We start from the raw sequence: 19,002 nt of genomic DNA, 5'->3' as shown, positions 1-19,002 counted from the left end.
CATAACGTGTTTTTATGTAAAATTGAAAATATATTGATATTAAAAATGAGGAGGATAAGTGTATGTTAGAAGATACATATTATTTAAATAATGGTTATCCTATGCCAAAAGTTGGTTTAGGTGTGTATAAAATCACTGATGAGGAAATGGAAAATGCTGTATCTAGCGCTTTAGATATTGGTTACCGTGCTTTTGATACAGCTTACTTTTATAAAAATGAAATTGCATTAGGCAATGCTTTAAAAAAATCTGATGTACCACGTTCTGAATTATTTATTACATCAAAGATATGGAATGATTATCAAGGATATGATAAAACAATTGAATTTTTTACAAAATCTATAGAGAATTTAGGTACTGATTATCTAGATTTATTTTTAATACATTGGCCATGTGAGGAAGATGGACTTTTTATTGAAACGTATAAAGCGATGGAAAAATTATATAGAGATGGTCGAATCCGTGCCATTGGGGTATGTAACTTTAAACAACATCATTTAGAAAAATTGATGGCAGAGACAGAAATTACGCCTGCTGTGAACCAAGTGGAGGTACACCCTTATTTCAATCAGCATGAGCTACAAGATTTTTGTGATAAGCATGATATTGCAGTGACAGCTTGGATGCCACTCATGAGAAACCAAGGTTTACTTGAACATCCTATCATTGTTGATATTGCCGAACGTTATAGTAAAACACCTGCACAAATCGTGTTGCGTTGGCATTTAGCACATAACCGTTTAATTATACCAAAGTCTAAAACACCTAAACGTATTAAAGAAAATTATGATATTTTTGATTTTAGTTTAGAATTAACGGATATTGCTGAGATTGATAATCTAAATCGAGATGCGCGCCAAGGTAAAGATCCTGATAAAGTGCGTATAGGCGATTTAAAGTAATGATTTAAAATAGCAAAATTTAGCTTTGTTTATAAAAATTTGAAGTGAAAGATAGCTAAAAATGGAGAAGTAGTTGCAAATCAAGGTTTATTTTTTAGTAGTTTCTTCAAAAAAGGTGAACGTTAAATATTTTAAATAACGTAGGATAGAGCATGGTGTTCATGACACTTGTTTCTCTATCCTACTTTTTTAATTTTACGAATATATGTTTTATTTCCTTTTCTGACAAATAGTTGATAAACTAAATGGACAATGTTACAACTTTTTACAAAAAAGATATTGAACAATATTTATATGTATATATGCTCTACATTATCATAAAAATTTAAAAACTAAATTTTAGTGTTTCTTAATGACACGAATTATTGGTATTATCTATTTCAAAATTTTTAAAAGAGTGTAAGTTTTATAATTGATTATTAAGGAAATATAAAAATTGTGTAAACCTAAATGAAAAGAATGGCGAAATAACTGTAAATATTGGTAAAGTAAAATTGAAGTAATTGAAATGAAGGTGTTTATTATGCATATAAGAGTTATAGTGCCATGTTATAACGAAGGTGAAGTAATATTAAAAACATATCACAAGTTAACTGAAATATTAGATGAAGATAGTCTTAACCGTCACTATAACTATGATTTGCTATTTGTAGATGATGGTAGTCAAGATAAAACGATTAATTATATTCAAGAAATGGCAGCACAGGATGAACATGTAAAATATATTTCATTTAGTAGGAATTTTGGTAAGGAATCAGCAATGATTGCCGGTTTCCAACACAGTGTGGAATGTGATGCTGTTGTGATGATTGATGCTGATTTACAGCACCCGCCAGAGCTTATACCACAGATGATAGATAGTTATTTGGATGGCTATGATCAAGTCGTCGCAAAACGAGATAGAACAGGTGAAAAACGTTCAAGAAAATTTTTAACGCAATGCTATTACAAAGTGATTAATCATTTTGTCGAGGATATTAAACTAGAAGACGGTGTTGGAGATTTTAGATTGCTTAGTCAACGCGCGTTACACTCATTAACATCGTTAAATGAATATAATCGTTTTTCAAAAGGGTTATATGAATGGATTGGCTATAATACTAAAGTTTTTACTTATGAAAATGTTGAAAGAGAAGAAGGTACATCGAAATGGTCATTTGGTAAATTATTGAACTATGGTATAGATGGCTTGATCTCATTTAATAATAAACCATTACGCGCTATGATTTATTTAGGACTGATTGTATTTTTTGTGAGTCTACTTTATATTATATTTAGTTTTGGAAATATTATGATTAATGGTGTGAAAACACCAGGGTACTTTTCAACAATTGCAGCTATTTTATTACTTGGAGGTATTCAACTGATTTCAATCGGTATTGTAGGCGAATATATCGGTAGGATATATTATGAAGTAAAACAGCGACCAAAATATATTGTTCAAGTATCTAATTTAAAGCAGGTAGACAAAACGAAAGGGTTGGACTCTGAATTAGAAATGTCTGAATATCCAGAAGAAGCGAAAGAACAAAGTAAAAACAGTATAAATAGAGAAGAACATTTTTATGTACCATCTCATAAGGTTAAAACTGAAAAGAATAAAACACTTGTTAAACATAGATAATCACTGCCCTCAGGTTATGCTAAAAGCGTAGTCTGGGGGTTTCGTTTATTAAAAAATTGAGTTTAATTGTGCATGGTTGTCCGAGGAGGTGATTTGAGCCTGTGTCTTTCGGCATATCAATCTAAAGCATTATCACATTACAAAATTGTATAAGAGCCAAATTAGTTAAATACTCTTAAAAGCAAAAATAAAAATGTTATAGTCAGAGAAATTTTGATACAGAAGTAATGCTTAGTTTTATAAAGGTTGTTTTAGATTTTAGGTTATTGTTGAGCCCGTACACACAAAGTTAAAATAACAACTAAAGATGATACGAATGACATTTTAAGAAAGATAGATTATAAACTCTCATGATAATAACACTTTAAAAATCAAAAAACGTCAATTTCTATTATCATACTATAGAAATTGACGTTTATTTTTGGTTGAAATTTTAGTATTAGTCATCTTCTGACGATATAGAAACGATGACATTAAGTTTCAGGAATTTCTTTTAAAACTAAAAAATTAACAAATCATTTATTTTTTACGTAATTTTCCCAATATAAATGATGCAAGGGCAACAAGAATAATTGTTCCAATTAGTGCAGGGAAGATAGCGATACCGCCTAAATGCCAACCCCAATCACCAAATATCCATGAACCTAATGCAGAACCTACGATACCAGCAATGATATTTCCTAAAATACCTCCAGGGATATCTTTACCGACGATACCACCAGCAATCCAGCCGATTAAACCGCCGACAATTAACATAATAATAAATCCAAACATAAGTATACCTCCTTTTTAAATATCATAATCAATTATTACATACCACAAAATATAATTTGCTAATCATTTTTTTGAAAAAAATATATTCTGCCATAATAAAAAAAGTAAGAATAATAAATGTACAATTATAAAGGCATACCAATAAGGTGTTAATAAAGGCATGATTGTAAAAGATAATACAATAATAATTTGGCCAATCACTACTGGTTTGCGAATACGATTCAAGATTTTAATTTGTTCTTTTTCATGTGTTTGGAATGTACTATAGAACAATAAAGTTGCACCTATGAGAAAAATAGCTGGAGCTAAATATGGAATGGACATATAGTAAGAATCTTTACTTGTATCGTATGAAAGGATTAAAGATGTACTCATGATAATCGTTAAAATAAAACCAATAAATTTTTGATCAGTTATGACATATGTTTTTGTTTTTTTATTGAGATACAATTGCAACAATGTCCAAATAATTAAATGGGTGCAAGTATAAAATGTTATGTAATCGTATTTACCAACAAGGACTAAATTAATGATACTATTAATGGTTATTGATAAAAGTATAGAGCTAAACTTAAGTTGTTTGAAATTCTGACGATATAAATCAATACCGAGTATGATTGCTACCGTAGCTATATTTATGATTATATTTATTAGCATGTTGCTCTCCTAACCTAGATACTTCACTGCAACATTATATCAATTAAGTTAGATTTAATCATTTAATAACAGTTGATGTTTTAAAAAATTATAAGTCATTATCTGACATATTGTAAAATTGTTATTATTTTAAATAATTATATTTACAGTGACAATCATTGCTATGTTTTATGTACAAAGTAAAAACCGGTTTATTGTATAGACAAAGAGCATTATACAACGAACCGGTTCATTGACTCAATTTAAACACCTTTTTTATTACTCCAAAGTAAAGTATGTAATTGAGGTAATACATATACATTATTCATATCGCTACTATCCATGACACGATTCACAAGGGTTTCATATAATGAAAGTAACTTTTCTGTGTGAGATTCAACATATTCTCCGTCTAGGTATGGATTCCCAACTTGTAAATAAAATGGCACGTTAGGATATCTATGATGAATCATTTTGGCAAATTCAAAGTCCTCATCATTGAAAATAACTACTTTAAGATTGAGTGTTTCTGGCTTACATTTAGCAATGACATCATCTAAAATAGGTAAATTTGGTTTCATCATTGAGCTAGGTGGTTTTGGACTAATTGTTAAATCATCAATTTGTGTCATCCATGGTTGGAATTTACTGCCTTGTGTTTCTAGGGCGCTTTGTATGCCTTTGTCTTCGAATAAATCGACTAATGTTTGAATGCCTTTTATTAAAGCTGGATTGCCTCCTGAAATTGTTACGTGATTAAATGATTCACCTGCAATGTCATATAATTGCGCATAAATTTCTGTAGCATCCATCATGCGTATTTCTTCTTTTGCACTGCCATCCCATGTAAAACTAGAGTCACACCAACTGCAACGGTAATCACATCCAGCTGTACGTACAAACATGGTTTTGCGGCCGATGACACGACCTTCACCTTGTATCGTTGGACCAAAAATTTCAAGCACAGGTATTTTACTCATGGTTTGGCTCCTTTGGTCGATATATGACATAACTTGTTGGTGTTTCTCTGACGTAAACTTGCAAGCATTGTGGTTTGTTTGGCCTTTGGTTTAATGAAGACTGAACCATCTCATATATTGTTTGTGTCACAATTTCAGTTGAAGGACTTTTACCCTTAAATTGAGGTAAGTCATTTAATAATTGATGGTCAAATTGACCGTGTACGAGTTGTTTCAATTCACTAAAATTCACTAAAAATCCATTATGGTCTACGGTATCTCCACCGATTGTTAAGTTGACAAAGTAAGTATGTCCATGCGTACGCATGCATTTTCCAGCGTCTTCACTTGGAATATAATGTGCTGCTGAAAAATTAAAATCCTTATTAAGTTCAAATTGGTAATTGTGGTTAACACTAGGGTAATTTTGTTGGAACATATTAATTCGCTCCTTTTTCTTCTAGATAAGCATTAAGACCGCGTGCGCGTAGTTTACAGGCAGGACATTCGCCACATCCTTCGCCAATAATCCCGTTATAACAAGTTAACGTTCGCTTTCGAACGTATTCTAATACACCGAGTTCATCGCTTAAAGCCCATGTTTGTTTTTTATCCAGCCACATTAACGGCGTGTGAATAACGAAATCTTTATCCATAGAGAGGGAAAGTGTAACGTTCATTGACTTAATAAAGCTATCTCGACAATCAGGGTAGCCAGAAAAGTCTGTTTCACATACACCCGTGATAATATGTTTAGTATTTGTCTGATATGCTAGGGCGCCAGCAAAAGATAAGAACAGCAAGTTACGTGCGGGCACAAACGTGTTTGGCATACCGCTATCTCCTTCATTTATATCCATATCATGTTGTGTCAATGCGTTAGGAGTGAGTTGAGATAACAGGGACATGTCAAGTAAATGGTGCTCGACTGCTTGTTCTTGAGCGATTTGTTTCGCAACCTGAATTTCTGTATCGTGCCTTTGTCCATATTCAAAAGTTACTAAGGCAACTTCATCAAAATGTTTTTTTGCCCAAAATAAACAGGTTGTACTATCTTGGCCACCGCTAAATACTACGATGGCTTTATTATTGTTTAATGGCTGTTGTGTCATTATAGTTTACACTCCTTAAAATATCGTGCTAGCTTTGCCATATAAAACTGATGACGCCATAAAAAAACGCCTATCTCTATAAAAAGATAGACGTCGTTCAAGTGTCTAGTTTTTTATAGAGGGTGTCAGCTAGAAACCTCTGTTACATTTATACCGTGACTAGAATAATACATTTAAGCTGTAAAATCAAGTTGAGATTTGGGATAATAACTATATTAGAATAATATATAACTACAAATGAGGTGATTCAATGTTACTTGTAATCGATAATAAAGACTCATTTACGTATAATATCGTGGACTATCTCAAACAATGTTATACAGGGATAATCAAAGTGGTTGATGTGGATGAGATTGATATAGACAAGCTCATCGATATGAAACCATTGGCGATTATCATATCGCCAGGACCAGGAACGCCGTCAGATTATCCAATTTTAAATGAAGTCATCACACAATTTATGAATAATGTACCAATTTTAGGGGTATGCTTGGGATTCCAACAAATTATTACTTATTTTGGGGGACGTATTGTAAAGAATCATAAGCCTATCCATGGCCATACAACTTCAATTACCCACACGGGCAAAGGTATTTTCAAAGATTTACCAAAATCATTTAATGTAATGCGTTATCATTCATTAATGGCAGACATACATACATTTCCTGTTGAGCTAAATGTCACAGCAACCAATGATAAAGGAATAATTATGGCCTGTGAGCACCGAGAATGTGCTATTTATGGTGTCCAATATCATCCTGAATCGTTTTTGAGTGAATATGGTATCGAACAAATTAAATTATTTATTGAAAGTGTGGAGGCGCATCATGCAAGTAAAATTTAATTACCAATATTATATAAATGAAACACAAACCGAAACGTATCAATATCTATTTAAAGAATGTTTGAGTAAAAAAATAGCATATCAAATGCAGGACGTTGGAGCAGTCATCCGATTTGCTGAATTACATCAAAGTAAAGGTAAATATGTGGCTTTATACTTACCATATGAAGCGGCAAGTTATTTTAATAATCAGTTAGCAACGATAACGCCTAAAGGTATATTTGTGTATGCTGCTGCATATGTATTTGAGTTAGTACACGATGACTTAAATGAACAAGCTTTGGCATATCAGCGTAAATATAATTTTAAATTTCAATATAGACATGCGCGCATGATTGATCATATTAAACAAGTGCAAAAAGCGATTGTAGAAGGTAATACATACCAAGTTAATTATACAACCAGATTGAGTGATGACGTAAAAGGACCGATTTCTGAACTTTATCATGTACTTCAGGGCGGAAATCATGGTCATTATTCTGCTCTGATTGATACAAAAGAAGTTCAAATAGCATCATTATCCCCAGAGCTATTTTTTCAATTTGGCCCATTTAAAAATCAATCCAATATTGTATTAAGTAAGCCGATGAAAGGAACAATAGCCAGAGGAGAAACAGAATTAGAAGATAAGGCACATTTTGAAAAACTTAGAAATTCTACCAAAGATAGGGCAGAAAATGTCATGATTGTTGATTTATTACGGAATGATATAAGTAGAGTAGCCAACACTGGCACAGTTAAAGTATATCAACCGTTTCATATTGAAAGGTATCAAACGGTGTATCAAATGACATCTATGGTTACTGGACAGTTAGCAAACCATGTGAGTTTAGCGCAAGTATTAGAAGCTATTTTCCCTTGTGGTTCAATTACCGGCGCGCCGAAAGTAAACACAATGAAATATATTAAACAATTAGAGCAAACACCGAGAAATGGCTATTGCGGAACTATTGGTTTATTGTTACCTGATGGGAAAGCTATTTTCAATGTACCTATTCGTACGATTCAATATATTAATGGGAAAGCTGTATACGGGGTTGGTGCAGGTATTACCATTGATTCCAACCCAGAATCTGAAGTGCAAGAATTCATCGATAAGACTAAAATTTTGGAGAGATTATAATGCAGTTATTTGAAACATTACGATTAGACTCAGGCAAATTTTCAAGGTTGAGATATCATTATGACAGGATAAAACATTCAGCAAATCAATTCCAAATAACATTTGAAGATGATCAATGGCATAAAACGATTTCTGAAATTAAAAACCACTATTTTACAGGGACGTATAGAGTGAAAATTATTTTACATCCCAATGGCATTTTTAAATATGAAGTTGCTGAATTACCTCAAAAAGATAGCTTTACGGCAAAAATTGTACCATTAACCCAAATTCAAGATAAACGCATACTTACGAATAAAACGACAAATAGAGATCATTTAGCACATAATCATGAAACTGACCTCATTTTACTTTATGACGAATCAGGAAAAATATTAGAATTTGATATTGGAAATATTATGATCAAAGAAGGAAATCATTATTATACGCCAGTATTTAATGATGATTTTTTAAAAGGATGTAAGAGACAAGAATTAATAGATGAAGGTGAATTAATAGAAAAAGATTATAGTTTGGCAACATTTAAGCAAAAGTTAAGGCAAAATCAAATTCAAGTTTTTCTGATAAATAGTTTAAGAGAGGTTGCCGATGTTGCAATAAATCTATAGAATATAGAAAGTATAAGAAAAATATAAATTTTAATTCTAATAATTGTGTTAAAACGTTATTGCGATAGTGTTTGATATCCATAATTGAATGTATCAAATATGCTACACATAGATATAGTTTAACTGTAAGATATGAAGTAAGTTAAACAAAGTTATATGCGTCTTAAAAATCTAATGTCAGCAAGCGAGGCAAAATAATGATATGGATTTGGATTTTATTAATTATTACGCTAATCGGCCTTACAAAATGGTATGTAACCTATTTAATGAATCACCATAAATATTATATTACTAAGTTAGTCATCACTATTTCATGTGCTATTCAATTTATATTTATCTATGGTTTAGTTAAAGAATTAATACGCTACTTAATACAAATATTAAATGTATTTTATCGATAGACACAATAGATGAGGTGAATTTATGAAGATATATAGTCAAGGTGACCAAGCAATTGTGGTTTCTATAGAAAAGGAAGTTTCCAAAGATTTAACTGATGATTTACTCGCATTAAAAACATATCTTATTAATAAAAATTATCCTTTTATTACAGAAATTGTACCAACAGAGTCGGATATGATGATTTGTTATGATGCTAGAGATATGATTAAACATCACAACATAAAATCACCTTTTTTATATATGAAAGCACTTTTGCAATCTGTTCAATTAGAGATAAAACATGTAGAAGAAACACCCTTACCCATTCAAATACCTGTAGTATATGGTGGTGACTTTGGACCAGATTTAGCATCCTTGCTAAAATATTATAAAATGGATTTCGACAAATTTGTAAAATTACATACAAATTCGAATTTTTTCGTATCAATGATGGGCTATTCTCCAGGATTTCCGTATTTAACAGGGATGGATAAACGCTTATTTGTCAATCATACAGGTGGCAAAAAAGCATTTATTCCTGCAGGATCAGTGATTATAGAAGGTAAGAAAACTGGTATTACTACAATTGATACTTATGGTGATTGGCTAGTGATAGGCTACACACCAGTGGAATTATTTAATCCACATCAAACAGATTTTACAACTTTAAAATTAGGGGATAATGTGCAATTTCAAGCTGTGTCAGAGGATGCATTGGATTTAGGAGGATTTAAACCATGTCAATCATAATAGAAAATGAAGGATTGTTCTCAAGTTTTCAAGATTTTGGTCGTATCGGTTATGAACACAATGGTGTAATCCCTAGTGGTGCTTTAGATCCATTATCACATGAAATTGCAAATCGATTAGTAGCCAACGATAAACATGAAGCTACTTTAGAAATGACCAATAGAATGGCAAGTATTCGTTTTACTGAACCTACTTTAATTGCATTAAGTGGTGGCAGTTTTAAAGCTAAAACTGCTAATTTAAAAGTTTTACCCAATAAACTTTATTTAATGGAAAAAGGTGATGTACTCGAGTTTACAGAAACTTCACGGACATCAAGAGTCTATTTAGCCGTTGGTGGAGGATTCGAGCTAGATGAATGGTTGGGTTCTACTTCAACTGATTTTATGTCTAAACTTGGTGGTTTTCATGGGCGCAAACTAGAAAAAGGTGACGAAATCAATATGAAACGTGATTATACAGAACGTCACCATAAACTTTTTGAAAATCTTGAACATACACATCAGACTGACTGGGGTATAGATGGCTATGCGCTTTCTTTTAATTATATGTCAGATGTATTTCATGTCATTAAAAATAAAGGAACAGAAGATTTTAATCAAAATGCTTTAAATCGTTTTACTTACGGGGAATATAAAGTGACAAGTAAAGCGAATAGGGTAGGTATGTATGTCGAAGGCCAACCTGTTAAAGCATTTTATGAAGATATGCCCGCACATCAATCTGTACAAATAGGAACAATTCAAGTTAAGAGAGATGGTACGCCAATTATTTTGTTAAATGATCATTACACGTTAGGGAGCTATCCACAAATAGGGACAATTGCCAGTTACCATTTAACTAAGTTAGGTCAAAAACATCCTGGTACTAAATTGAAATTTCAATTTATAGATGTTGAAACTGCAGAAAAGAACTTAATAAAATATACTAATTGGTTAAATCAACTGTTTCATGGTATCGAGTATAGAATGCAATTAGAAATGTTAAAATAATGTACACGATTAGAGAATGAAGTGTATGTGTGTATAGCAAAATGTTACGAGCATTAGCATTTAAAATTAATAATCAGTTAATCTATAAAACATTATTATATTAAGACTCTTTTGAGCTAAAGAATCATAGAACAAATAAAAGTGTCTTGGACGAGTGAAAAAAGGCAATTTCTATTGAAATATTATAGAAATTGTCTTTTTCAATATTGTTTTATTTATAGTTAGCTCATTGAGTTAGTACTTGAGTTTCTATAGATTTATATCTCAAGCTGCTTTTTTATGTTGGATGATTTTTATAATATGTCTGTTGCTTTCGACAAATACTTAAGTAAAATATAGTTCTAAATTAATGTTTACAATACATGGTCAATGATTATTCGAAAAGCGTTCAGCTATAGCAATTATTTCGTAGATTTACTTTTGGTCTTTCGTATTTATTATCAACAGCATGAATGTCGGATATGATAAGATTTAGTAATTACTTAAGTCATTCTGTATAATTTAACCTTTATTTAAATAGGTCCAAGGCCTGATTAATTTATTAAATAGAACAATTATAATTATAAAGGAAATTTAAATTTTAACTTTATTTTAATCGCGTATTCACAATAGGTTAATGATACCTTCATAAAACGGTTAAATCAGCTTTTTAAATTAAAAAAAGTGTGTTTTTACTTGATATTAGTCAAGAATTGCTTTATATTTATTAATTGAACTATAATCGTTTTATTACAATGATATTACAGAGTGAACGCAGTGTAAAAACGATGTAAAACATAACAAAACGCATTAACATAATTTATATTACAACAAATATAATTTTTCACAAAAGAACAAATAAAATTCATTGAAAATAAAAAATTGCTATTTTATAAAAATAAATTAGTGACATAAGAAAAAAAGATGTGTTTTAAAAGAAAATACAGGAGTTACCGTGTTTTTTAACTTAAATTTTAACTTTCGCAAATAACGATAAAGATGTTGGTAGAAATTATCACTTACGCGCTAACAACGGGTACAAAGCATTTAATCTAGCTAGGTATTAGCACAAACTTTTATTAATTTATATCGGGGGAACAGACATGAGTCTACACAAAAAGAAACTAACTCTTTTTGCGTTTTTTATTTTAACTGTTATAACAGTTACTGCTAAAACGTATTTTTCATACTATGTTGACTTTTCTTTAGGTGTTAAAGGGTTAGTTCAAAATTTAATTTTATTAATGAATCCATATAGCTTAATTGCATTAGTATTGAGTATTTTCTTATTCTTCAAAGGTAAGAAAGCATTTTGGTTTATCTTTATAGGAGGTTTTATTTTAACCTTCTTATTATACGCAAATGTTGTATATTTCAGATTCTTCTCTGATTTCTTGACTTTTAGTACATTAAATCAAGTAGGAAATGTTGAATCAATGGGTGGCGCTGTATCAGCTTCATTTAAATGGTATGACTTTGTTTACTTTATCGATACAATCATTTATTTATTTGTATTAATCTTCAAACAAAAATGGTTAGATAAGCGTGTGTTTAGCAAGAAGTTTGTTCCAGTAATCATGGCAGCGTCTGTTGCATTATTCTTCTTAAACCTAGCTTTTGCAGAATCTGATCGTCCAGAATTATTAACGCGTACATTCGATCATAAATATTTAGTGAAATACTTAGGTCCATATAACTTCACAGTTTATGATGGTGTAAAAACGATTCAAAATAATCAACAAAAAGCGTTAGCAAATGAAGATGATTTGACAAAAGTTTTAAATTATACGAAACAAAAACAAACACAACCAAACCCAGAATATTTCGGTGCAGCAAAGAAAAAAAATGTGATTAAAATACACTTAGAAAGTTTCCAAACTTTCTTGATAAACAAAAAAGTAAATGGCGAGGAAGTTACACCATTCTTAAATAAACTTTCTTCTGGTAATGAAGATTTTAGATATTATCCGAACTTCTTCCACCAGACAGGACAAGGTAAAACTTCAGACTCAGAATTCACTATGGATAACAGTTTATATGGTTTACCACAAGGTTCGGCATTCTCACTTAAAGGGGATAACACGTACCAATCATTGCCAGCTATTATGCATCAACAACAAGGATACACATCTAGCGTAATGCACGGTGATTATAAAACTTTCTGGAACCGTGACCAAGTATACAAACATTTTGGTGTAGATAAGTTTTATGATGCAACATATTTTGATATGTCAGAAGAAAACCAAGAGAACTTAGGTCTGAAAGATAAAGAATTCTTTGATGAATCAGCTGATTATTTAGCGAAGGAAAAAGAACCTTTCTATAGTCACTTAATAACGCTAACAAACCATTATCCATTTACATTATCTCCAGAAGATGCATCAATTGATAAACCAAATACTGGTGATTCAACAGTTGACGGTTATGTTCAGACAGCGAGATATTTAGACGAATCGTTAGAACAGTTTGTAAATGAATTGAAGAAAAAAGGTATCTATGATGATTCCGTTATTATGATTTATGGTGACCATTATGGTATTTCTGAAAACCATAATAAAGCGATGGAAAAATTATTAGGTGAAGACATTACACCAGCTAAGTTTACAGATTTAAACCGAACAGGCTTCTGGTTGAAAATACCTGGTAAAGAAGGTACTGTTGATAAAACTTATGCTGGACAAGCAGATGTAATGCCAACATTACTACATTTAATGGGTATTGATACTAAAAATTATCTCATGATGGGTACAGACTTATTGTCAAAAGATCATAATGACACAGTACCGTTTAGAAATGGTGACTTTGTAACGAAAGATTACAAATATGTAAATGGTAGAATATATGATAATAAAAATAATGAGCCAGTTACAGAAAAACCAAGCGATTTTGATAAACGCAAACAACAAGCTGAAAAAGACTTGCAAATGAGTGATGACGTCCTAAATGGTGATTTATTGAGATTTTATGATAACCCTGACTTTGATAAAGTGAAACCATCAAACTATAAATATGAAACAGGTCCACAAGGACAAGAGAAAAAATAATTAATACTTTAGCCCTAATCCATTATTTAAAATGGATTAGGGCTTTTATATATATGTAAGTGTATTGAATGGTATTTTATGATGCGCATGATGATTGTATTGAATTATTTAATATGAGTGAACTTTAAGCAGGGTAGGATAGCAGATTAGTACATATCCAGAGCAAACATGCACATTATAAAAAAGAATGCTAAAAAGGCTAGAACATAAATCCCCATTCTCAAAATGAGATTGTTTGAGACATTTAGTTCTTGGACAAATGTGACGTATTTTGGCGAGACGCTTGAGTGAATAGGAGAAGCTGAAGACTACAGGCTGAAGCTGTTCCCCTAAGAAAGTGAATCACTAATATGAAGTATTGAAAAAATAGAAGCACTCAGATGAATTGAATTAAATCATCTGAGTGCTATTTTTCTTGTGTTTACCCCAAAATCTTTGTTTTGAACTTGAGACGATTGTCTCAGCTTCATCATTTTTTTATTTAAAAAATGGATTCAAGTTATTTCTTTTTCTTTTACCTTTTATCCAAGTGCAACGTCTAAAATCATCATGATAGTAAAACCTAGCATTAAACTTAATGTTGCTAAATCAGTATTATTACTAGCTTGAGAGTCTGGTATAAGTTCTTCTACAACTACAAATATCATCGCTCCAGCGGCAAAGGCGAGTGCGTATGGTAACATAGGTGTAATGAACAGTACTGCAGCAGCACCTATAGTAGCAAATATGGGCTCAACAATTGCAGATGCTTGACCATAATTAAAAGCTTTCCATCTTGAAGCCCCAGCTGCTCTGATAGGCATAGAAAGCGCAGCACCTTCGGGAATATTTTGAATCCCGATACCAATTGCCAAACCAAGTGCGCCTAAGAAAGTGGCTTGTCCATTACCGGCTACTACACCACCAAATGCTACACCAATAGAAAGCCCCTCTGGTATGTTATGGAGTGTAATAGCCAATACAAGTAATGTATTTTTATTGAGTTTTTTTGTTCCTACACCTTCTTGGTATTGGTTAGTGTCTTGGGTGTTTGGGTGAATGTGTGGGATAATTAAATCTAACGCGCGTATAAAAAAACCGCCCAATAAAAAACCTATTGCTGCTGGTAACCATGCAATAGATGAACCTGAACCATAATCAATAGATGGTTGTAACAGAGACCAGAAACTGGCAGCAATCATTATGCCTGCAGCAAAACCTTGCATTGAGTTCAGTATTTTATCATTAACTCTTTTAAATATAAAAACTGCAGCAGCCCCTAATGCAGTCAACAACCAAGTGATGATACCGGCGATGAGTGCTTGGATAAAAGGAGGTAAGTCTTGAAAAAAATCTGACATAAGCTACGCTCCCTTGTATCATTTGAGTTCAAAAAGGTGTATAATATATAGAACTGAAATTAAGTTTAACAGAATTAATTATAATTTTCGATATTAAAAAGGATGTTGGACGATGGAAGCCTACAAAATTGAACATTTACATAAATCATATGCCGATAAAATCATTTTTGATGATTTGCATCTGTCTATTTCTGAAGGAGAAAAAATAGGTCTTGTAGGTATTAATGGTACAGGCAAAAGTACTTTGTTAAAGGTAATCGCTGGTTTGGATGAAGACTTCGAGGCAGAGGTTTCACATCCTAATGCATATCGCATACGTTATTCGTCTCAAAAGCAAGAATTCGAAGAAAATTTAACGGTTTTTGAAGCGGTATTAACGTCAGAGACAAAGACACTTCAAGTGATACGTTCATATGAAGCTGCTGTAACAAAATATAGTGAGACACAGAATGAGACAGATTTTCAACAGATGATGCAAGCACAAGAAGCAATGGATACATATCAAGCTTGGGATTATAGTGCTGAAATCAAAACTATTTTATCAAAGCTAGGCATCAATGATACGACTAAAAAAGTGAGAGAACTTTCGGGTGGCCAACAAAAACGAGTTGGTCTTGCTAAAACACTTATAGAGCAACCAGATTTATTACTCTTGGATGAACCTACGAACCATTTAGATTTTGAGTCAATTAGTTGGCTAATTAATTATGTTAAACAGTACCCACATACAGTGCTGTTCGTAACTCATGATCGTTATTTTTTAAATGAAGTATCATCTCGTATTATTGAATTAGATCGTGGGAAATTAACTACTTATCCCGGTAATTATGAAGATTACATTGCACAACGCGCTGAAAATGAAGTCGTAGAGCAAAAACAACAAGCGAAACAACGTGCATTATATAAACAAGAATTAGCTTGGATGCGTGCAGGAGTTAAAGCACGTTCTACTAAACAACAAGCACGAAAAAATAGATTTAAAGATTTAGAACATGATGTAAAAAATCAACAACAACAAGATAAAGCCTCTTTAAATCTTGCATATTCACGTTTAGGTAAACAAGTTTTTGAACTTGAAAACGTGTCAAAACACATCGGCGATAAGGTATTGTTTGAACACATCACAGAAATTATACAAAATGGACAACAAATTGGTATCGTTGGACCAAATGGCGCCGGTAAAACAACATTACTGAATATTTTGAATGGTGATGACCAAGCGTTCGAAGGGGCATTGAAAGTTGGTCAAACTGTTAAAATTGCTTACTTCAGACAGACTGAAGCGCGCTTAGATCGAGACATCAGAATGATTGATTACTTGCGTGAAGAAAGTGAAGTAGCTAAAGAAAAAGATGGAACTGCTGTTTCTGTTACACAGTTGTTAGAACGCTTTTTATTCCCTAGTGCAACGCATGGAAAAAAGGTGTATAAATTATCTGGTGGAGAACAAAAAAGATTGTATCTATTAAAATTATTGGTACATCAACCTAATGTTCTATTATTAGATGAACCGACGAATGACTTGGATACAGAAACTTTAACCATTTTAGAAGATTATATCGCTACTTTTGGTGGTACAGTCATCACGGTGAGTCATGATCGATACTTTTTAAATAAAGTTGCTCAAGAATATTGGTATATTCATGATGGCAAATTAGAACGTATCATAGGAAGTTTTGATGACTATGAAGCATATAAAAAAGAGATAGATAAACGCCAAATGCAAGAAAAGCAACAATCAAAAGTGAAACCAACATATGCAAAGAAAAAGAAAAAGGGTCTATCATATAAAGAAAAACAAGAATATGAAACAATTATTGCGCGTATTGAAACAACCGAACATAGATTAGAAGAGATCGAACAAGAAATGGTTGAAGCAAGTTCTGATTACGCTAAAGTCAAAGAATTAAATGAAGAACAACAAAATCTTAATACGTTGTATGAAGATGATATAACAAGATGGAGCGAGCTTGAAGAATTAAAAGAACAATGAGGGATTATATAACATGGAAGCAACATTATCACATTATTTTGGCTATGACACATTCCGTCCAGGTCAAAAAGAAATAATAACTAAAGTAATGGATCATCGTAATGTGCTTGGCGTTTTACCAACTGGTGGGGGAAAATCAATTTGTTATCAAGTGCCGGGATTAATGCTAGGTGGTACCACAATCGTAATCAGCCCATTAATTTCACTTATGAAAGATCAAGTTGATCAATTGAAGGCCATGGGGATTCGCGCAGCATATTTAAATAGTAGTTTGACACAAAAGCAACAAAAAGATATTCAAACACAACTGAAAAGTGGGGAAATCCAATTTTTATATGTTGCACCAGAACGTTTTGATAATGCCAATTTTATGCGCTTATTACAGCAGTTAGATATACACTTAGTTGCGTTTGATGAAGCCCATTGTATTTCAAAATGGGGACATGATTTTAGACCAAGTTATCAGGAAGTCATCCATAAAGTTTTTGCACTACCACAAGATTTTTCAATTGTAGCATTAACAGCAACAGCAACAATCGAAGTACAAAAAGATATTATGGATCGCTTAAACATCGATAAACACGATGAAATCAAAACAAGTACGAAACGACGAAATTTAATATTTCAAGTTAATCCAACGTATCAGCGTCAAAAGTTCGTATTAGAATATGTTAAAGATCATCAAAAAGAAGCAGGCATTATATATTGTTCGACACGTAAACAAGTAGAAGAACTACATGAAGCATTAGAAAACAATAAAATTAGCAGCACAATATATCATGCTGGTTTATCCAATAAAGAGCGGGAAGCAGCTCAAAATGATTTTGTATATGATCGTGTGCGTGTCGTAGTTGCAACGAATGCATTCGGTATGGGGATTGATAAATCTAATGTGCGCTTTGTGATTCACTATAATATGCCTGGTGATTTAGAATCGTATTATCAAGAAGCGGGTCGTGCAGGTCGTGATGGACTGAAAAGTGATTGCATCCTTTTATTCAGTGATAGAGACATTGGTTTACACCAATATTTTATTTCATCTTCAAAAGCAGACGATGATTACAAAGAAAAAATGGGTGAAAAATTGAATAAAATGCTACTATATACGAAAACTAAAAAGTGTCTAGAAGCAACACTCGTACATTATTTTGAACCCAATGAAAAACTAGAAGAGTGTGAGCAATGTAGTAATTGTGTTAGAGAAAATAAAACATATGACATGACGAACGAAGCGAAAATGATCGTAAGTTGTATTGCACGTATGAAACAGCAAGAAAGTTATAGTGTCATTATTCAAGTTTTAAGGGGTGAAGACTCTGATTATATTCGCTATTGTGATTATAATCAATTGTCCACACATGGCATTATGAAAAACTATACGACATCTGAACTCAGTCATCTTATGGATGAATTGCGATTTAAAGGATTTTTAAATGAGCATGATGAAATATTGATTTGCGATGTATCTGTGAAGGAATTGCTAAATAATCAAATTTCAATTTATACAACACCATTTAAACGTAAATCAAAAGAAAAAGTTAACATCAATACCGTAGAAGGGGTAGACCGTGCCTTATTTGATGAATTAGTTGCCGTGCGTAAACAATTAAGTGAAAAATTAACTATTCCACCAGTAAGTATTTTTTCAGATTTTACTTTGGAAGAATTTGCCAAGAGAAAACCAGAATCAAAGCAAGATATGATCTTAATTGATGGTGTCGGAAGTTATAAATTAAAACACTACTGTCCAATATTTTTAGAAACAATACAATCTTATAAAGCTCAAATTTAGTTGAGCAAATAATTGTTTTTAGAATATATAATCTCATATACTTAATTTTAACGGTATTAGTATTTTACATTGAAATAATTGCGATAAATACGAAGTTAATTTGACAACTATTAATATACTATACAAGTACAAATGTAATAGTGATATTG

At 32.0% G+C, this 19,002-nt stretch carries 17 protein-coding genes; 11 read left to right on the top strand and 6 right to left on the bottom strand.

The features are described from left to right. Nucleotides 1-62 precede the first annotated feature (62 nt). Both CD150_RS09590 and CD150_RS09585 read left to right on the top strand, forming a co-directional pair. Entirely contained in the window at nt 63-902 is an 840-nt protein-coding gene (locus tag CD150_RS09590; RefSeq protein WP_046207382.1) for an aldo/keto reductase, read from the top strand. A 523-nt stretch (nt 903-1,425) separates the two neighbouring features. Further along, nucleotides 1,426-2,526 (top strand): glycosyltransferase family 2 protein, encoded by a 1,101-nt coding sequence (locus CD150_RS09585; protein ID WP_073343243.1) that lies wholly within the window; start codon nt 1,426-1,428, stop codon nt 2,524-2,526. Nucleotides 2,527-3,045: 519 nt separating this feature from the next. On the opposite strand, the gene CD150_RS09580 is transcribed toward CD150_RS09585, so the two are convergent. The 5 genes from CD150_RS09580 to queC all read right to left on the bottom strand — a co-directional run bounded on the left by CD150_RS09580 (nt 3,046) and on the right by queC (nt 6,007). Then, nucleotides 3,046-3,300 carry a GlsB/YeaQ/YmgE family stress response membrane protein gene (locus CD150_RS09580; protein WP_064209529.1) on the bottom strand — a complete coding sequence of 85 codons (255 nt, stop codon included), beginning with the start codon at nt 3,298-3,300 and terminating at the stop codon, nt 3,046-3,048. A gap of 63 nt (nt 3,301-3,363) precedes the next feature. Continuing rightward, entirely contained in the window at nt 3,364-3,957 is a 594-nt protein-coding gene (locus CD150_RS09575; RefSeq protein ID WP_070039048.1) for a hypothetical protein, read from the bottom strand. Nucleotides 3,958-4,199: 242 nt separating this feature from the next. Then, nucleotides 4,200-4,916 (bottom strand): 7-carboxy-7-deazaguanine synthase QueE, encoded by a 717-nt coding sequence (queE, locus tag CD150_RS09570; RefSeq protein ID WP_046207386.1) that lies wholly within the window; start codon nt 4,914-4,916, stop codon nt 4,200-4,202. Next, nucleotides 4,909-5,334, bottom strand: coding sequence for a 6-carboxytetrahydropterin synthase QueD (gene queD, locus CD150_RS09565; protein ID WP_103161528.1), 426 nt, complete (start codon nt 5,332-5,334; stop codon nt 4,909-4,911). Before queD ends, queE begins: the two co-directional genes overlap by 8 nt. A 1-nt stretch (nt 5,335) precedes the next feature. After that, nucleotides 5,336-6,007: a 7-cyano-7-deazaguanine synthase QueC gene (queC, locus tag CD150_RS09560; protein WP_073343237.1), complete on the bottom strand. Its 672-nt coding sequence runs from the start codon at nt 6,005-6,007 to the stop codon at nt 5,336-5,338. A gap of 250 nt (nt 6,008-6,257) precedes the next feature. Between queC and CD150_RS09555 the strand changes: the two genes are divergently transcribed. From CD150_RS09555 to ltaS, 7 genes are all read left to right on the top strand, one after another. Next, entirely contained in the window at nt 6,258-6,851 is a 594-nt protein-coding gene (locus CD150_RS09555) for an anthranilate synthase component II (protein WP_073343234.1), read from the top strand. Next, nucleotides 6,835-7,974, top strand: a complete 1,140-nt coding sequence (locus tag CD150_RS09550) for a chorismate-binding protein (protein WP_073343231.1) — start codon at nt 6,835-6,837, stop codon at nt 7,972-7,974. Before CD150_RS09555 ends, CD150_RS09550 begins: the two co-directional genes overlap by 17 nt. Beyond that, on the top strand, nt 7,974-8,582 hold the full coding sequence (locus CD150_RS09545) for an aminotransferase class IV (protein WP_073343228.1): 609 nt from the start codon (nt 7,974-7,976) through the stop codon (nt 8,580-8,582). The genes CD150_RS09550 and CD150_RS09545 overlap by 1 nt, the downstream gene beginning before the upstream one ends. A gap of 197 nt (nt 8,583-8,779) precedes the next feature. Next, on the top strand, nt 8,780-8,983 hold the full coding sequence (locus CD150_RS09540) for a hypothetical protein (protein ID WP_071562148.1): 204 nt from the start codon (nt 8,780-8,782) through the stop codon (nt 8,981-8,983). Between the two features lie 22 nt (nt 8,984-9,005). Next, nucleotides 9,006-9,713, top strand: a complete 708-nt coding sequence (locus CD150_RS09535) for a 5-oxoprolinase subunit B family protein (protein WP_073343224.1) — start codon at nt 9,006-9,008, stop codon at nt 9,711-9,713. After that, entirely contained in the window at nt 9,701-10,705 is a 1,005-nt protein-coding gene (locus tag CD150_RS09530; RefSeq protein ID WP_046207393.1) for a 5-oxoprolinase subunit C family protein, read from the top strand. The genes CD150_RS09535 and CD150_RS09530 overlap by 13 nt, the downstream gene beginning before the upstream one ends. A 1,082-nt stretch (nt 10,706-11,787) precedes the next feature. Continuing rightward, complete coding sequence (gene ltaS / locus CD150_RS09525) at nt 11,788-13,728, top strand: polyglycerol-phosphate lipoteichoic acid synthase LtaS (RefSeq protein WP_046207394.1); 1,941 nt, start codon at nt 11,788-11,790, stop codon at nt 13,726-13,728. A 521-nt stretch (nt 13,729-14,249) separates the two neighbouring features. On the opposite strand, the gene CD150_RS09520 is transcribed toward ltaS, so the two are convergent. After that, on the bottom strand, nt 14,250-15,068 hold the full coding sequence (locus tag CD150_RS09520; RefSeq protein ID WP_046207395.1) for a ZIP family metal transporter: 819 nt from the start codon (nt 15,066-15,068) through the stop codon (nt 14,250-14,252). 112 nt (nt 15,069-15,180) lie between these two features. Here CD150_RS09520 and CD150_RS09515 point away from each other — a divergent pair, with 112 nt between their 5' ends. Both CD150_RS09515 and recQ read left to right on the top strand, forming a co-directional pair. Further along, a complete protein-coding gene (locus tag CD150_RS09515) occupies nt 15,181-17,061 on the top strand; it encodes an ABC-F family ATP-binding cassette domain-containing protein (protein WP_064209524.1) in 1,881 nt (626 codons plus the stop codon). Between the two features lie 13 nt (nt 17,062-17,074). After that, nucleotides 17,075-18,853, top strand: a complete 1,779-nt coding sequence (recQ, locus tag CD150_RS09510; protein WP_046207397.1) for a DNA helicase RecQ — start codon at nt 17,075-17,077, stop codon at nt 18,851-18,853. Nucleotides 18,854-19,002: the final 149 nt, after the last annotated feature.

Source organism: Staphylococcus ureilyticus, assembly GCF_002902235.1.
In the GTDB taxonomy this organism is placed as follows: Bacteria; Bacillota; Bacilli; order Staphylococcales; family Staphylococcaceae; genus Staphylococcus; species Staphylococcus ureilyticus.
The sequence above is the reverse complement of the archived record's forward strand: the minus strand, read 5'-3'. Positions and strand labels throughout refer to the sequence as shown.

Excerpts from the sequence above, each read along its gene's own strand:
- CD150_RS09590 (WP_046207382.1), top strand. The coding sequence starts at position 63 with ATGTTAGAAGATACATATTATTTAAATAATGGTTATCCTATGCCAAAA.
- CD150_RS09585 (WP_073343243.1), top strand. The coding sequence starts at position 1,426 with ATGCATATAAGAGTTATAGTGCCATGTTATAACGAAGGTGAAGTAATA.
- CD150_RS09580 (WP_064209529.1), bottom strand. The coding sequence starts at position 3,300 with ATGTTTGGATTTATTATTATGTTAATTGTCGGCGGTTTAATCGGCTGG.
- CD150_RS09575 (WP_070039048.1), bottom strand. The coding sequence starts at position 3,957 with ATGCTAATAAATATAATCATAAATATAGCTACGGTAGCAATCATACTC.
- queE (WP_046207386.1), bottom strand. The coding sequence starts at position 4,916 with ATGAGTAAAATACCTGTGCTTGAAATTTTTGGTCCAACGATACAAGGT.
- queD (WP_103161528.1), bottom strand. The coding sequence starts at position 5,334 with ATGTTCCAACAAAATTACCCTAGTGTTAACCACAATTACCAATTTGAA.
- queC (WP_073343237.1), bottom strand. The coding sequence starts at position 6,007 with ATGACACAACAGCCATTAAACAATAATAAAGCCATCGTAGTATTTAGC.
- CD150_RS09555 (WP_073343234.1), top strand. The coding sequence starts at position 6,258 with ATGTTACTTGTAATCGATAATAAAGACTCATTTACGTATAATATCGTG.
- CD150_RS09550 (WP_073343231.1), top strand. The coding sequence starts at position 6,835 with ATGCAAGTAAAATTTAATTACCAATATTATATAAATGAAACACAAACC.
- CD150_RS09545 (WP_073343228.1), top strand. The coding sequence starts at position 7,974 with ATGCAGTTATTTGAAACATTACGATTAGACTCAGGCAAATTTTCAAGG.
- CD150_RS09540 (WP_071562148.1), top strand. The coding sequence starts at position 8,780 with ATGATATGGATTTGGATTTTATTAATTATTACGCTAATCGGCCTTACA.
- CD150_RS09535 (WP_073343224.1), top strand. The coding sequence starts at position 9,006 with ATGAAGATATATAGTCAAGGTGACCAAGCAATTGTGGTTTCTATAGAA.
- CD150_RS09530 (WP_046207393.1), top strand. The coding sequence starts at position 9,701 with ATGTCAATCATAATAGAAAATGAAGGATTGTTCTCAAGTTTTCAAGAT.
- ltaS (WP_046207394.1), top strand. The coding sequence starts at position 11,788 with ATGAGTCTACACAAAAAGAAACTAACTCTTTTTGCGTTTTTTATTTTA.
- CD150_RS09520 (WP_046207395.1), bottom strand. The coding sequence starts at position 15,068 with ATGTCAGATTTTTTTCAAGACTTACCTCCTTTTATCCAAGCACTCATC.
- CD150_RS09515 (WP_064209524.1), top strand. The coding sequence starts at position 15,181 with ATGGAAGCCTACAAAATTGAACATTTACATAAATCATATGCCGATAAA.
- recQ (WP_046207397.1), top strand. The coding sequence starts at position 17,075 with ATGGAAGCAACATTATCACATTATTTTGGCTATGACACATTCCGTCCA.